Below are 13,385 nucleotides of genomic sequence, written 5' to 3'. Positions count from 1 at the left end.
TCCGGGGCCGGTTCACTGGGGTCATGACCGAGACCGACCCCGCAGGAGCGCCGGGCCCCGCGGCGCGGCGCACTAAGCCGTGCCAGTGGTGCGGCCGCCCCGTACCGCAGCGCTTCCCGGTGGTGCGCAAGCTCCACTGCGACACCGGGCACTGGATCAGCGACGTGCGCGCCAATTTCTGGCGGCGCTTCTGGGACAACCTCTGACTCCGGGCCCCATCCTGGCGGTGGGGACCCGGCTGCTAAACTAGGACATTGCTCACTATTTGCTGCTCCTTCGCTGTGCTGCGGCCTGCCCGTGCTGCTCATCCCTCGCTCTCGCCGCGGTAACCGACCGCCGAGCTCCGAGCCCGAGGTGTGATCCGGCATGAGAACCTTCCGCGCCGACGCGACGCCGGCCGATACCGCCACCGCGCACCGCCCCGGCCGCGCCCGCCTCGGCAGGGTCCGCCTCGGCAGGGTCCGGTCCGCCGCGCTCGCCCCGGGGGCGGCCCTGCTCATCGCGGTCTGCGGGATGCCCCTGGCGGCTCCCGGGGCCTCGGCTGCCGCACCGACCGTCGCGGCCGGCGCGGCCGATCCCGCACCGGGCCCGTCCGACCCCTCCGCTCCCTCGGCCGGGCCGGCCCTCAAGCCCATCGATCCGGCCAAGCTGCGGTCCGCCGTCGACGCGGCGGCGAAGAAGCTGCTGATACTGGGCACGGTGGTCCTGCTCCGCACCCCGCAGGGCACCTTCCGGGTCCTCACGGGCACGGCGGAGCTCGGCAAGGACCGGCCCCCCACGACCGCCGACCACTTCAGGATCGCCTCCAACACCAAGACCATGACCTCGGCGCTGATCCAACTCCTCGTCCAGGACGGCAAGGTCCGCCTCACCGACCCGGTGTCCGACTACGTGCCCGGGGTGCCCGGCGGTGCGGGGATCACCATCGCCGAGCTGCTGGAGATGCGCAGCGGGCTGTACAACTACACCGACGCGCCCGAGTTCTCGGCGGCCCTCGACGCGGACCCGGGCAAGGCGTGGACCCCGCAGGAGGTCCTCGACATCGCCTTCCGCCACCCCCCGGACGCCGCCCCCGGCACGGAGTACGCGTACGACAACACCAACTACGCGCTGCTGGGCCTCGTCGCGGAGAAGGCCGGCGGCCGCCCGCTCGCCGAGCAGCTCAGGGACCGGCTGTTCACCCCGCTCGGCCTCACCGGCACCTCGCTCCCGGGCATCCACGACACCTCGCTGCCCGCGCCGTACGCGCACGGCTACATGTACGGCGGTTCCGCGCACGCCATGACCGACGAGCCGTACCCCGCCGACGTACAGGCCGCGGCCCGCTCGGGGAAGCTGAAGCCGCTGGACTACACCCACCAGAACTCGTCCTATGCCACCGCCGCGGGCGGCGCCGTCTCGACGGCGGACGACACGGCCACCTGGATCAAGGCGCTCGTCACGGGCAAGGTCCTCGACCCCGCCTCCCAGAAGCGCTGGCTGGACAGCCCCCGGCCGCAGAATCCGGCCGCTCCCGACGCCCAGCAGTACGGCTACGGAATCGCCTACCAGCGCTTCACCCCGCAGGCCTCGATGTACTTCCACGGCGGCGAACTCCCCGGCTTCAACTCCTTCATGGGCCACGACCCGGACAACGACGTCACCCTGGTCGTCTGGGCGAACCTGACGGTCTCGCTCGACGCGAAGGCGGCGGCCATGGCCCTGCTGCCCACGATCCTCAACCAGGTCTACTCGGGGGTCTCCTACCCCACCGTCACCGACCACGACGACCCCGGCTCCCGGCGCTGAACAGGGGGCGCTGTCCGAACGCTTGACGGCCCCCGGCGGCGGGTTCACACTCTCTGCACGGTCCCGCACCGCCACCGGGACACCCGGATCCCCCCATGAGAGCTGCGGCCCGTACCCCAGTCGGCGGGGGTACGGGCCGCCTCCATGTCACGGCCCGGGCCGCCGGTCGCGCCCTGGGGCGTCCTAAGGCGTCGTCAGGCTCGCGCGGCGGGCCCTGGCCAGGGTCATCGCGTGCTCCACGACCCCCACCAGGACGTCCTTCACCGACTCCCGGTCCCGTGCGTCGCACAGCAGCACCGGCACCTCGGGGACGAGGTCCAGGGCTTCCCGTACGGTCACCACGGGGTACTGCTCCGCTCCCTCGAAGCAGTTCACGGCGACCACGAAGGGGATCTCGCGGCGTTCGAAGTAGTCGATGGCGGCGAAGCAGTCGGAGAGCCGCCTGGTGTCCGCGAGGACGACGGCGCCGAGCGAGCCCTGGGCCAGCTCGTCCCACAGGAACCAGAAGCGGTCCTGTCCGGGGGTGCCGAACAGGTACAGCACCAGGTCCTCGCGCAGGGTGATGCGCCCGAAGTCCATGGCCACCGTGGTGGTGGTCTTGCCCTCCACTCCCCCGGTGTCGTCGATGGTCCGGCCCGGCTCGGAGAGGCGTTCCTCCGTCCGGAGCGGTCTGATCTCGCTCACCGCACTGACCAGGGTGGTCTTGCCCACCCCGAAACCGCCCGCGACCAGGATTTTCAGGGTCAGCGGCTCGACCGGCGTCACGGCATGCATGGCGCCGGTGCGGCTAGAGCGCCCGAAGGCCATCGATCACCTCACGCAGAATGGATTCGTCGGGCAGTTCGGCCGGGGGGACCGGCCGGGTCACGTGCACCAGTTCGTCGTCGACCAGGTCTCCGATCAGGACGCGTACGACCCCGACCGCGAGGTCGAGTTCGGCCGCGAGCTCCGCCACGGACTGCGGGCGGTGCAGACAGAGCCCGAGGATGTCGGCGTGTTCCGGGGACAGCGTCGTGTCCCACACCGGGTCGTCGGCCGCGGACTCGGCGACCACCAGCGCGATCAGGTCGAGGCGGTGCTGCCCGGCGTGGCTGGTCCGGCCGCGGGTCATCGCGTACGGACGCACCACAGGACCCGCCTCGTCGTCGAACCACTGCTCGGCGGCGGCGTCGGAAGCCGGGCCGGCGGTGGCGGCGGGAAGGTGGGCGGGGTGGTCCTGGCCTGGATCGCTCATGCCGTCCGACTCACCCTCCGGCTGGCAGCCCGGTGCGCGGGGCGGTCGCCAGGTGGTCACCGACCCGCTTGACCATGAGGGTCATCTCGTACGCGACCTGGCCGACGTCGGAGTCGGAGTCGGCGAGCACGGCCAGGCAGCTTCCGTCGCCGGCCGCCATGACGAAGAGGAACGCCTCGTCCAGCTCCACCACGGTCTGGCGGACCCGGCCGGAGTCGAAGTGGCGGCCGACGCCCTTGGCGAGGCTGTGGAAACCGGAGGCCACTGCGGCCAGGTGCTCGCTGTCCTCCCGGGTGAGGTCCTTGGAACTGCCGGTGGGCAGGCCGTCGCCCGAGAGGACCACCGCCTTGCGGATGCTGGCGACCCGGTCGACCAGCTCGTCGAGGAGCCAGTTGAGGGGGCTTGAGCCACGGCCCCTGGTGTCGTTGCCGGACTGCGGTGCGGTCATCGACCGTCCCCTTCGTTCTCGAATCCGGGACCGGTGGCGGCAGGGGTGCCGGCCTCGGTCACGGACTGGTGTGGTGCGTTCTGCTGGGCCTGCGGAGCCTGCTCCGCCTGCTGGCGCGCGTGGTGGTCGCGGCCCGCGGTCCAGCCGCGCTGGAGCGAGGACATGCGCCGGCGTACGTCCTCGGCGTCGCGGTCTGCCAGCGGGTCGGCGGCGGCTCCGGCGGATGCCGGGGCCGGGCCGTCCTTGAGCTGGGGCGCCAGGCTGGCCTGGCGGATCCGCCGGGGCAGGGTCGCCCCGGCCGGCGCCGTCACGGGGTGGGCCGGGCCGTTCGGGACCGGCGCCTCCTGCGCGGGGTCGGGGACCGCCGAGACGGGGCGGGGCTCCACGCGGCGGCCGTGCTCGGCCACCAGGGTCGGGGCGGGGCGGCGGCGCGGGAGCGGTACGGCGCCGGGCGAGCGGGCGCCGTCGGGGCGGACGGATTCCGCGTGCGCCGGCTCCAGGCGGACCGGGCCGGTGGGCGGCAGGGGCTCCCGCTCACGGTGATCGCGGTCGCGGCGGTCCCGGCCGCGGTCCCGGTCGTGGCTCCGGTCGCGGTCGCGGAAGCCGTCCCGGACGGGGTCGCGGTCGCCGAGCCGGGCGGCGCCCCGCTCGGCGGGGGCTTCGGTGGACCGGTCGCCCTTCCAGAGGCCCGAGCGGTCGCCGGAGCCGTCCGCGGCCCGCTCCCCCATGCGGTCGGCGATGCGGTCGCCCTTGCGGGGGCCGCCGCGGTCGGAGTGCCGGTCCGGGTGCGGGCGGCCGGCCGGGCGCAGGCCGAGCAGGGAGTTGCGCGAGATGCCGTTCGGCGGGGTCTCGTCGTCGAGGGTGGCCATGGCGGGCCGTCCCTTGGCTCCGGAGACCCCGGTGAGGCCGATGGGCCCGGCGGAGCCCGTGATGCCCGTGGGGGCGCCCTCAGGGGCCGGGACGGGCTCGTCCAGGCCCAGCATGCCGATCGGGGCCTCCAGCTCGACGGGGCCGCGCAGTTCGGCGCCGGCCGGGAGGCGTCGGTCGGCGGCGCCGCCCTCGGCGACGGCCTTCGGGCGGGCGGAGCCGACCGCGGCTCCGGACGCCCTGCCGCCGGCCAGCCGGATGCCGCTGCCGTTGGTCTCGGGAGCCTCCGTCAGCAGGGCCACCGGGAGGAAGACCACCGCGGTGGTGCCTCCGTAGGGGCTGATCTGGAGACGGACCTTGACCTCGTGGCGGTGGGCGAGCCGGCTGACGACGAACAGGCCGAGGCGGTCGGTGTCGGAGAGTTCGAACTCGGAGGTGTCGGTGAGCCGCAGGTTCGCGTCGAAGAGCGCCTCGGGGGTCATGCCGAGGCCGCGGTCGTGGATCTCCAGGGTGAAGCCGTTGGCCACGCGCTCGCCGAGCACCTGGACCGCGGTGTGCGGCGGGGAGAAGACGGTGGCGTTCTCCAGGAGTTCGGCGATGAGGTGGGTGACGTCGGCCACGGCCGGGCCGGCGATGCCCAGGCGCGGCAGGCGGCGCACCTCGACGCGCTCGTAGTCCTCCACCTCGGCGACGGCGGCCCGTACGACGTCCATCAGCTGGACGGGCTTGCGCCACTGGCGGGAGGGCGCGGCGCCGGAGAGGATCACCAGGCCTTCGGCGTGGCGGCGCATGCGGGTGGTCATGTGGTCGAGGCGGAAGAGGTCGGCGAGCTCCTCGGTGTCCTCGGTGCGCCGCTCCATGCTGTCGAGCAGGGTGAGCTGGCGGTGCAGCAGCACCTGGTTGCGGCGGGCCAGGTTGACGAACACCTCGGAGACCCCGCGGCGCAGCTCGGCCTGCTTGACGGCGGCCTCGATGGCCGCGCGCTGGAGGGAGTTGAGGGCCTGGCCGACCTGGCCGACCTCGTCCTTCTCGTACTCCAGGCGGGGGGCCTCGGTCTCCACGTCCACGTGCTCGCCCGCGGCGAGGCGGCGCATCACGCCCGGGAGGCGGATGCCGGAGACCTCGTGGGCCTCCTTGCGGAGCCGGGAGAGGTCGCGGATCAGGTCGCGGCCGATGCGCACGGACAGGACGAGGGAGACGACGAGGGCGATGAACCCGAGCACCCCGGCGAGGGCGGCCTGCACGAGGACGTCCATGGCGACGGGTTCGACGCGCTTCTGGTAGCGATCGCCCGCGGCGGTGCCCATGACGGCGAGGTCTTCGAGCACCTTGCCGGTGGCCTCGTCCCACTGGGCGGCGGTCACGTTGCGCGGGCTGTGGGTCGCGCCCTGGACGAGGAACCGTTCCTCCGCCTCGCGCAGGGAGCGGCTCTCCGGGTTGTTCCAGTACTGCTCGAACTGCTGCCGGTCGGCGGCGGGGAGGATCGCGAGGTTGAACTCGTAGAGCAGCTTGCGGTTGGCGACGAAGTCGGAGACGTGCCGGACGTCCGCCTGGCTGACGTTGCGGGCGGCCAGGGCCCCGGCGACGAGGGCGTCCTCGCGGGAGAGCGTCTCGCGGGCACGGGTGATGCCGACGAGGGCGCGGCCCTGCTTGTCCATCTCCACGTCCTGGAGGGCGTGGAGGTTCATGAGGAAGTCGTAGCAGGGGTCCACGAGCCGGTTGTAGAGCTCCAGCGCCTGGCCGGTGTCGACGGAGCCCCCGTCGACCGCGCCGCGCAGGGCTCCGATGCTGCGGAAGGCTTCGAGGATGGAGTTCAGGTGCCGGGCCGTGGACGGGGTGAGTTCGTCGACGACCTCGGGGTCCCTGGCGTCGGCGGAGATCCTCTCCACCGCGTCGTCGGTGGCCGCGCGCGTCTTGGCCAGCTCGGTGGTGGCGTTGGAGGCGCGGGGGTCGCCGATGACCACGAGGGTCTGGCGGCGTTCCTTCTGGATGACGCGGACGACGTCCTCGACCGGGTAGCCGACCTTGTCGATGACATAGGCGACACCGAGCAGTTGGACGGCCTGCCGGCCGGTGATCACTGTTGCGAAGCCCCAGAGGGCGGTCAGGGAGACGAGCGGCACAAGGAGCAACGCCACGATCTTCCGGCGGATGGACTTCCCGCGAAAGCGCATGGCCTCCCCAGCCTCCCCCAGCTCAACCCCGTTACCGGGGGTTGGTGTTCCGTCATTTAAACGGCGTGAGCCTACTACTGCCACGGCGCACCTTCGAAGGCCTGTCCGGACGTTTTCGGCCTGACCCCGGGACGAAGATCACGAGTTGTCCGTTAGATCCAGTGAAGTGCGGCCCGATATGTGGCAGATGACACTCCGTGGGGCCTCGGTTCCCGTAGTGGAATGGATGGCTGGAATTCTTCGTTCCGCGATACTTCGGGGCGCAGGTCGCGTCCGGGATCCGGGAATCTCTGGGCCCGTTCGTGCGTCTACCTGTTCGGGGCGGGCATGAGCGGCCGCGAGGAGGGGAGGGAGCCGACCATGGCGAAGAAGTACGAGGAACACCGCGGGGAACACGGCTACCGCGACGGCGGCGGCGCGGGGGCCGGGGGCGCGCGGGGGCGGGTCCTGTGGGTGGACCAGCCGGCGGGACGCCGGCGCATGCCGGATCCGGTGCGGAGGTCGGCCGTGCGGGCGGTGCTGATCGTCGCCCTGACGCTGACGGCCGCGACGATCGCCTTCTTCCTGACGGTCACCGGGTCCTGGCTGGCCCTTCCGCTGTCGCTGGGGGCGATAGCGGGGACGGTCGTGGCCACCTGGGGCGTGCTCGACGTACTGATCACCCGGCAGGCGTGGAACCAGCGCAACGGGGTCCTCTCGGAGCCCAGCAGCACGGCCCGGGACCGGCGCCGCGAGCGCCGCAGGGCGCACCGGGAGGCCCGCTCGGCGCCTCCGCTGCCGCCCCGCACACCGGTGCGCGGCGAGGCCAACGGCATCTGGCCGCCGCCGACGGGCACCGGACGGAGCTGAGGCGGGCACCGGACGGGGCCGGGGCGCGCGCGGCCGGGCACCGTCCGGGTCACGGCACTGGGCCGTCTCTTTCGGATCTTGCCGGGCCCGCGACGCCTGGCACCGCACCTGGCCGCACTGCCGAGGCGACCACGTACGCCCAGTACGAGAACGCCCCGACAGCACGCCCAGGCACGGCACCAGACGCCGCGGACTCGGCCGACAAGATCCGAAAGAGACGACCTAGCTGCGGCGGTACATGCGGGTCGCCGTGATCTCGCCGTGGATCGTCTCCCCCTCCGTGAACTGCTGGGGCAGGCCCGGGCGCAGGTGCTCCTCGACGCTGATGTACTTGAGCCCCGCGCGCAGGTCGGCGTCGTTGCGCAGGCGGATGACCAGCGGGAACTCGGCGAGGGCCGTGGTGTCGAACAGGCCCGTGGTGTAGAGCAGCTGGACGCCGAGCGCGTCCGAGACGGCCCGCTGGAGCTCCAGCAGGTACGTGGCGTTCGCGCGCCCGATCGGGTTGTCGAGGAAGAGCGTGCCCGCGTGCCGGTGCTTGTCGCGGCCCCGGTCGTTGCTGCGCAGCGCCGCCATCGTGCAGTAGAGCGCGATCGCGGCGGTGAGCAGTTGCCCGCCGGAGAACACGTCGCCCATCTGGCCGACCGGGACCCGCTCGGCGCGCAGCACCGCGTCGGGCTTGAGGATCTCCACCGCGATGCCCTTGGGTTCCAGGGCCGCCGAGACCCCGTGCAGCAGCAGGGACATGCCGTCGCGGCGGCCCTCGCCGAAGGTGGCGGTGCTGTTCTTCTTCAGGGCCCCGCGGGTCGCCTCGTCGATGACCTCGCCGAGCCGCTCGGTGAGGGTGGCCTGGTCGGGCTCCTCGAAGCGGATGCGCAGGAACTCCTGGCCGGACCACTCCCCCAGGCCCTCGGGGAGCTGGGAGAGCCGCTGGGCGGAGCGCAGCGTGGCCAGGGCCGACTCCACGAGGCCGCGCAGCCGGTCCACGATGCTGTCGCGGTTGCGCTCCAGCTGGGCGAGCTCGTCGGTGAGGACGCGCAGCCGGGGGGCGAAGGCGACCGCCCAGGCCGCCGCGTGCTCGGGCAGGGCGGAGGCGGGCAGTTCGCGGATCTGCTGGCGCGCGGGGGTGCGCACCTGCTCGTAGCGGTTGGAGTTGGCGTGCCGGACCAGGATGTCGCTCGCCTCGCGGACGGCGGCCTCGGCGGCCGACAGGTCGCCGGCGCAGGCCCGTAGCGAGCGGCGGGCCTCGGTGGCCGACTGGCGGGCCTCCTCCAGGCTGCCCGGGTGGACCACCGGCTCCTGCTCGTCCTCCTGGTGGGTGTGGTCCCGCAGGAGGTCGCGGAGCATGGCCGCGGTCTCGTCGAAGCCGCCCGCGCCCTCCTCGGCGGTGCGGTGGGCGCGCAGCAGGTCGGCGTGGGCCGCGCGGGCGGACTCCACGGCGGCGGTGTGGGCTCCGAGTTGGGCGGTGGCGGTACGGAGCCTGGCCTGGGCCTCCTCGACGTTGTCGGGGATCAGCTCCTCGGGCAGCTCGGTGTGCGCCCCGCCCTCGGCGGGGGCGTGCCGTTCGGCCTCGCCGCGCAGCCGCCCGAGCTGCTCGCTCGCGGTGGAGGCGCGGGTCTCCAGCATCTGGACGAGGGCTTCGGCGCGAGCGGCGGCGGCCTGCCGGGAGGGGCCGTCGGCTCCGTCGGTGCCTTCGAGGAGCTGGGCGGCGCGGGTGCGGACCTTGTTGGTGAGGCGGTCGAGCTCGGCGAGGGCCACGCTCTCGTCGCTCTCGGCGCGGGCCTGTTCGGAGCGCAGGTCGGCTCCGACGCCGACCTTCTCGTAGAGCTGGGAGGCGGCGCGGTAGGCCTCGCGCAGCGCCGGGAGCGGCGCCTTGGCCGTAGCCCCCCTGGTCCCTGCGGGCGACTCGGGCAGCGGATCGGGGGCGCCCGCGATCTCGGCGCGCTCGGCGCGCAGGGCGCGGGCGGTGCGGCGGGCGTCGTCGGCGGCGCGCTGGGCGGCGCGGCGGTCCTCGTCGGCGGCCCGGGCCCGGTCCAGGCAGACCTCGGCGCGGGCCTCGGACTCGGCGGCGTCGTCGGCGAGTTCGCGCAGCCTGGTCTGCCAGCCGGCGCGCTCGCGGAGCCGGTAGGCGAGGCCGGCGAGGGCGTCCGCGACGCGGCGTGCGCGCTGGGCGGTGTCCTGGCGCTCGTCGCGGACGCGGGAGGCATCGGCGGCGGCCTCGTCGGCCTCGGCGCGTACGGTACGGGCCTCCGCGAGCTCGGCGTCGGTCTCCTCGGCGAAGCCGCGGGCGGCGGCGGCCTGCTCCGCGAGCTCGGCGAGCCGGCCGGTCGGGCAGCCGGTGCGCCAGGACAGCAGCCGGGCGGCGAGCTCGCGGTCGCCGGACAGCCGGGCGGCGAGCTCCCGGATCTCGGTGTCGCGGGCGGTGGCCCGGGCGCGCAGCGCCTGGCGCTCCTCGTCGGCGGCGTGCTCGTCGTGCATGGCCGGGTTCGGCGGCACGATGAAGATTCCGGACCCGGTGGCGTCGCCGGCCGGGGGAACCGGCGCCAGCAGGGCCGCGGCGGTGCCGACGGCGACGGTGGAGCGGGGCAGCAGGGCGGCGCCGGAGAGGACCTCGCGGGCCCGGGAGTGGGTGTCGGGGTCGGTGATGACCACCCCGTCGACGAGTTCGGGGCGGGCGGCGAGGACGGCGGCGTGGTCGGCCGGGTCCACGGACTGGGCGAGGTAGCGCCAGCCGGGGAGGGCGGGGATGCCGTGCTCGCCGAGGAACTCGACGGTGGCGAGGACGTCGGGGCCGGGCGGCAGCAGGCCGCCGTCGCCGAGGGCGCCGAGGATGCGGGAGTCGTCGGCGGCGGCCGTGCGCAGGTCGAAGAGCTGGCGTTCGGCGGCCGCGACTCCGCGGGTCAGCAGGTCGCGCAGCTCGTCGGCGCCCCGGTCGAGGTCGGCGACCGTCAGCCCGGCGGCCTCGGTGCCGGTCGTGGTGTGGGACCCGCCCTCGGGCGCGCCGTCCGTCCGGGTCGCTCGCGGGGTGTCCGGGAGGCCCAGGAGGGCGGCCAGGCGCGGGGCCCCGGCGAGGGAGGCGGCGGCCCGGTGCTCGGCGTCGTGGGCGGCCTCGGCCGCGTCGGCGGCGTCCGCCGCACGGGCGGCGGTGAGTTCCGCGCGGGATTCCGCCGCGGCGGCCTCGCGGGCGGCCTCGGCGGCGGTGCGGGCGGCCTCGCGGGACTCGTCCCAGGCGGCCACGGCCGTCTTCTCCGCGTCGGCGGCGGCCAGGGCGGCGCGCGCCGGGTCGGCGTCGGGGGCGGAGTCGTCGAGCCAGCCGGCCCGGACGGCCTCGGCGGTCTCCTGCTGGACCTCGGCGAGGCGGGCGCGCAGGTGCTCGGCCTCGCTGCGGGCCCGCTGGGCGGCCGTGGCCGCGGCGGTGGCGGCGCGGTGGGAGGACTCGCCGGTCTCCTGGAGGACGGCGGAGCGCTCCTCCTCCTCGTTGGCGGCCCGCTCGCCCTGTTCGGCGGCGGCGTGCAGGGCCCGTACGAGCTCGGTGGCGGCGGTGGCCCGGGCGGCGAGCGCCGGGGCCGCGTCCCGCTCGGCCTCCAGGATCGCGGCGGCGACCCGGGCGGACCGGTCGGCGGCGGAGCGGTGGCGCAGCACGTGCTCGGCGGCCTGCCAGGCGGAGTGCAGGGTGCGGGCTTCGAGCAGTTCGCGGCGCTGCGCGGCGGCGGCCTTGTCCGCGACGGTCAGGGCCAGCGAGGCGTGCCGGTAGGCGAGTTCGGCCGAGACGGCGGCGCTGCGGGTGCGCGCGGACTCGGCGGCGGTGACCTGGTGGGCGGCTGCGGTGACCCGCTGCGCGAGGTCGGCGGCTCGGCCGCGCTCCTCGCCGGCGCGGGCGGACAGGCGCCGGGCGAGGGTGCGCGTACGGCGTTCGGCGCCGGCGTGGACGTCGCGCAGCCGGGAGCGGGCCGCGGCGGCCTCGACGATCTTGGTGAGGAGGTCCACCGAGCCCGCGGTGAACTCCCGTTCGGCCATCAGCTCGGCGCGGCGGCCGAGCTTGTTGCCGAAGCCGTGGACGAGGTCGGCGAGGCCGTCGGTGTCCCGGGTGTCGGTGACCGCGCGCAGCAGCAGGTCGGTGAAGTCGGAGTCCTTCTTGACCGCGAAGAGGCCGGCGGCCTCGCCCTCGTCGGCGTTCATCTCGCGCTGGTATCGGAAGAGTTCGGGGTCGAGACCGACCTCGGTGAGGTGCTCGTTCCAGCGGTCGTGGATCTCCTCGAAGTAGACCTCGAGGTGCGGGTACGCCTTGCCGGCTTCGGTCAGGGCGTCACGGAAGCCCTTCATGGTGCGGCGGCGGCCCTGGGCGCCGGAGACGCCTTCCACGGGCGGGCGCACCGAAGTGGCCTCGGCCACCGGGAGGTTGTCCAGGCTGAGGCCCGGGCCGGGCCGGAAGGAGTACCAGGCCTCCGCGAACTTGCGCGGGTCGTTGGAGACTTGGCGCCCGCGCCATTCGCTGACCTTGCCGACGACCACGCACTCGCCGGTCTGGGTGTGCTGCCATTCCAGCGCCACGTGACCGCAGTCGTCGGCCAGCAGGAACTTGCGCAGGACGCCGGAGCTGGCGCCGCCCAGGGTGTTGCGGTGACCGGGCAGCATGACCGAGAAGATCAGCTTGAGGAGGACGGACTTGCCGCCGCCGTTCTCCAGGAAGAGCACCCCGGCGGGTGCGGGGCGGCGCGGCGGGCCGGTGGGCTCGTCCTCGAAGAACTCCGCCTGGGCGGGCGCCGGATGGGGCACCGGCTCGCCGACTCCGCGCAGGTCGAGCACGGTGTCGGCGTAGCGCGCGCCGGCGGGCCCGATGGAGTAGAGGCGGATCCGGGACAGCTCGTACATGGCGGCGGACTCTCGTGGTCTTTCGTAGGTCGTACGGGGACGGGTGGCGGGGCGGGGGGCGCGTGCGCGGGCTAGGCGTGGAAGGGCAGGCCCGCGTCGGCGGCGAGCTCCAGGTCGTCGCCCTCCGGCGGCGGGAGCAGGCTGGCGGAGCCGTCGCTGACGGGGACGACGCCGAGGTCGAGGAGCTCGGCCATGGCCGCGCTGCCCGCCATGTCGCGGACCTGGAGCTGGTAGCGGGGGGTGGTGCGGTACGTGCCTCCGGCGTCGTCCCCGGTGCGCTGGAGGAAGCCGGAGTCGGTGAGGAAGGCGGCGGCCTTGCCGACGATGCCGGTGGTGGAACCGGCCAGCCGGCGGGCGTCCTTGGTGGCGCCGGTCGCGCTGCGGCGGGCGTAGACCCGCCAGGCGGCCTCCAGGCCGGGGGCGTCGGAGGCCGGGTCGGTGTTCTCGCCGAGTTCCTCGGCGCGCTCCTCCAGGCGGCGGCAGGTCTGCCGGACGAAGGCGTCCACGCCGTTGACGGTGATCCGGCCGATGTAGCCGTCGTCGGCGAGGTCCTCGGGGCGGGGGAAGGCCAGGGCCGCCACGGCGAGGTGGGCGAGGCCGTGCAGGAAGCGGTCCGCGGAGTCGGCGGTGGTGCGGCGGGCGTAGTCGCCCATGCGGACGGCGAACACGGAGTCCTCACCGGCGGCCACCGCCATGCCGGCGCGGGAGGACACCTCCAGGACGACCAGGCCGAGCCCGGTGGCGACGGCGTCGGCGAGCCGGGCGAAGGCGGGGTCCTCGCGGTAGCGGCGCAGCAGTTCCGCGTATTCGGCGTCGCGGGCGGGCAGCAGCTTGGGCTGGAGCCCGAACGCTACGAGCCGGGCCGCGTCCGCGGCATCGGCCGGGGTTACGGGGCCCTGCGGGGCCGGGGCCGGGGCCTGTGCGGGTGCCTGGACCGGAGCCGGGGCCTCGTGCGCGTCGGGCTCGCTCCACGCGGGGTGCTGCTCGGCGTGGTCGCTCACGGGTGGGTCTCCTCGGTGGTGCGGGTGGTGTACGTACGGATGCGCCGGGCAGCGGGAGTGTGCGGCGGCCGCGGGGCGGCGGGTCGGGCGTGCGGCGGCCGCGGGGCGGCAGGCCCGGCATGCGGGGGCCGCACAGCGGCAGGCCCAGCACGCCC

Annotated in this window: 9 protein-coding genes; 3 read left to right on the top strand and 6 right to left on the bottom strand. The window is 74.8% G+C overall.

Annotation, left to right across the window (positions count from 1 at the left end; translation table 11 throughout):
- Positions 1 to 23 precede the first annotated feature (23 nt).
- Together ACFWNV_RS27935 and ACFWNV_RS27930 are read left to right on the top strand one after the other, a co-directional pair.
- Entirely contained in the window at positions 24 to 206 is a 183-nt protein-coding gene (locus tag ACFWNV_RS27935; RefSeq protein ID WP_383952333.1) for a hypothetical protein, read from the top strand.
- Between the two features lie 160 nt (positions 207 to 366).
- Positions 367 to 1,788: a serine hydrolase domain-containing protein gene (locus ACFWNV_RS27930; RefSeq protein WP_383952331.1), complete on the top strand. Its 1,422-nt coding sequence runs from the start codon at positions 367 to 369 to the stop codon at positions 1,786 to 1,788.
- Between the two features lie 183 nt (positions 1,789 to 1,971).
- On the opposite strand, the gene ACFWNV_RS27925 is transcribed toward ACFWNV_RS27930, so the two are convergent.
- Genes ACFWNV_RS27925 through ACFWNV_RS27910 form a run of 4 tightly spaced genes read right to left on the bottom strand, consistent with a single transcriptional unit; the run spans position 1,972 to position 6,475 of the window.
- Positions 1,972 to 2,595 carry an ATP/GTP-binding protein gene (locus tag ACFWNV_RS27925; RefSeq protein WP_383952330.1) on the bottom strand — a complete coding sequence of 208 codons (624 nt, stop codon included), beginning with the start codon at positions 2,593 to 2,595 and terminating at the stop codon, positions 1,972 to 1,974.
- Positions 2,576 to 3,022: a DUF742 domain-containing protein gene (locus ACFWNV_RS27920; RefSeq protein WP_383952328.1), complete on the bottom strand. Its 447-nt coding sequence runs from the start codon at positions 3,020 to 3,022 to the stop codon at positions 2,576 to 2,578. The genes ACFWNV_RS27925 and ACFWNV_RS27920 overlap by 20 nt, the downstream gene beginning before the upstream one ends.
- Positions 3,023 to 3,032: 10 nt before the next feature.
- On the bottom strand, positions 3,033 to 3,470 hold the full coding sequence (locus ACFWNV_RS27915) for a roadblock/LC7 domain-containing protein (RefSeq protein ID WP_383952326.1): 438 nt from the start codon (positions 3,468 to 3,470) through the stop codon (positions 3,033 to 3,035).
- Positions 3,467 to 6,475, bottom strand: coding sequence for a nitrate- and nitrite sensing domain-containing protein (locus tag ACFWNV_RS27910; RefSeq protein ID WP_383952324.1), 3,009 nt, complete (start codon positions 6,473 to 6,475; stop codon positions 3,467 to 3,469). Before ACFWNV_RS27910 ends, ACFWNV_RS27915 begins: the two co-directional genes overlap by 4 nt.
- 396 nt (positions 6,476 to 6,871) lie before the next feature.
- On the opposite strand from ACFWNV_RS27910, the gene ACFWNV_RS27905 reads away from it, so the two are divergent.
- Positions 6,872 to 7,360, top strand: coding sequence for a hypothetical protein (locus tag ACFWNV_RS27905; RefSeq protein ID WP_383952322.1), 489 nt, complete (start codon positions 6,872 to 6,874; stop codon positions 7,358 to 7,360).
- A 222-nt stretch (positions 7,361 to 7,582) separates the two neighbouring features.
- On the opposite strand, the gene ACFWNV_RS27900 is transcribed toward ACFWNV_RS27905, so the two are convergent.
- Together ACFWNV_RS27900 and ACFWNV_RS27895 are read right to left on the bottom strand one after the other, a co-directional pair.
- Positions 7,583 to 12,229 (bottom strand): hypothetical protein, encoded by a 4,647-nt coding sequence (locus ACFWNV_RS27900; protein WP_383952320.1) that lies wholly within the window; start codon positions 12,227 to 12,229, stop codon positions 7,583 to 7,585.
- A gap of 71 nt (positions 12,230 to 12,300) precedes the next feature.
- Positions 12,301 to 13,230: a hypothetical protein gene (locus tag ACFWNV_RS27895; RefSeq protein ID WP_383952319.1), complete on the bottom strand. Its 930-nt coding sequence runs from the start codon at positions 13,228 to 13,230 to the stop codon at positions 12,301 to 12,303.
- Positions 13,231 to 13,385: the final 155 nt, after the last annotated feature.

The organism is Streptomyces sp. NPDC058401 (genome assembly GCF_042722885.1).
Lineage (GTDB): Bacteria > Actinomycetota > Actinomycetes > Streptomycetales > Streptomycetaceae > Streptomyces.
Note: the sequence above shows the minus strand (reverse complement) of the source record. Positions and strands in the feature narration are given on the sequence as shown.

What these genes read in the sequence shown, in the direction of transcription:
- ACFWNV_RS27930 (WP_383952331.1), top strand. Translation starts at nt 367, where the DNA reads ATGAGAACCTTCCGCGCCGACGCGACGCCGGCCGATACCGCCACCGCG.
- ACFWNV_RS27935 (WP_383952333.1), top strand. Translation starts at nt 24, where the DNA reads ATGACCGAGACCGACCCCGCAGGAGCGCCGGGCCCCGCGGCGCGGCGC.
- ACFWNV_RS27905 (WP_383952322.1), top strand. Translation starts at nt 6,872, where the DNA reads ATGGCGAAGAAGTACGAGGAACACCGCGGGGAACACGGCTACCGCGAC.
- ACFWNV_RS27900 (WP_383952320.1), bottom strand. Translation starts at nt 12,229, where the DNA reads ATGTACGAGCTGTCCCGGATCCGCCTCTACTCCATCGGGCCCGCCGGC.
- ACFWNV_RS27915 (WP_383952326.1), bottom strand. Translation starts at nt 3,470, where the DNA reads ATGACCGCACCGCAGTCCGGCAACGACACCAGGGGCCGTGGCTCAAGC.
- ACFWNV_RS27925 (WP_383952330.1), bottom strand. Translation starts at nt 2,595, where the DNA reads ATGGCCTTCGGGCGCTCTAGCCGCACCGGCGCCATGCATGCCGTGACG.
- ACFWNV_RS27920 (WP_383952328.1), bottom strand. Translation starts at nt 3,022, where the DNA reads ATGAGCGATCCAGGCCAGGACCACCCCGCCCACCTTCCCGCCGCCACC.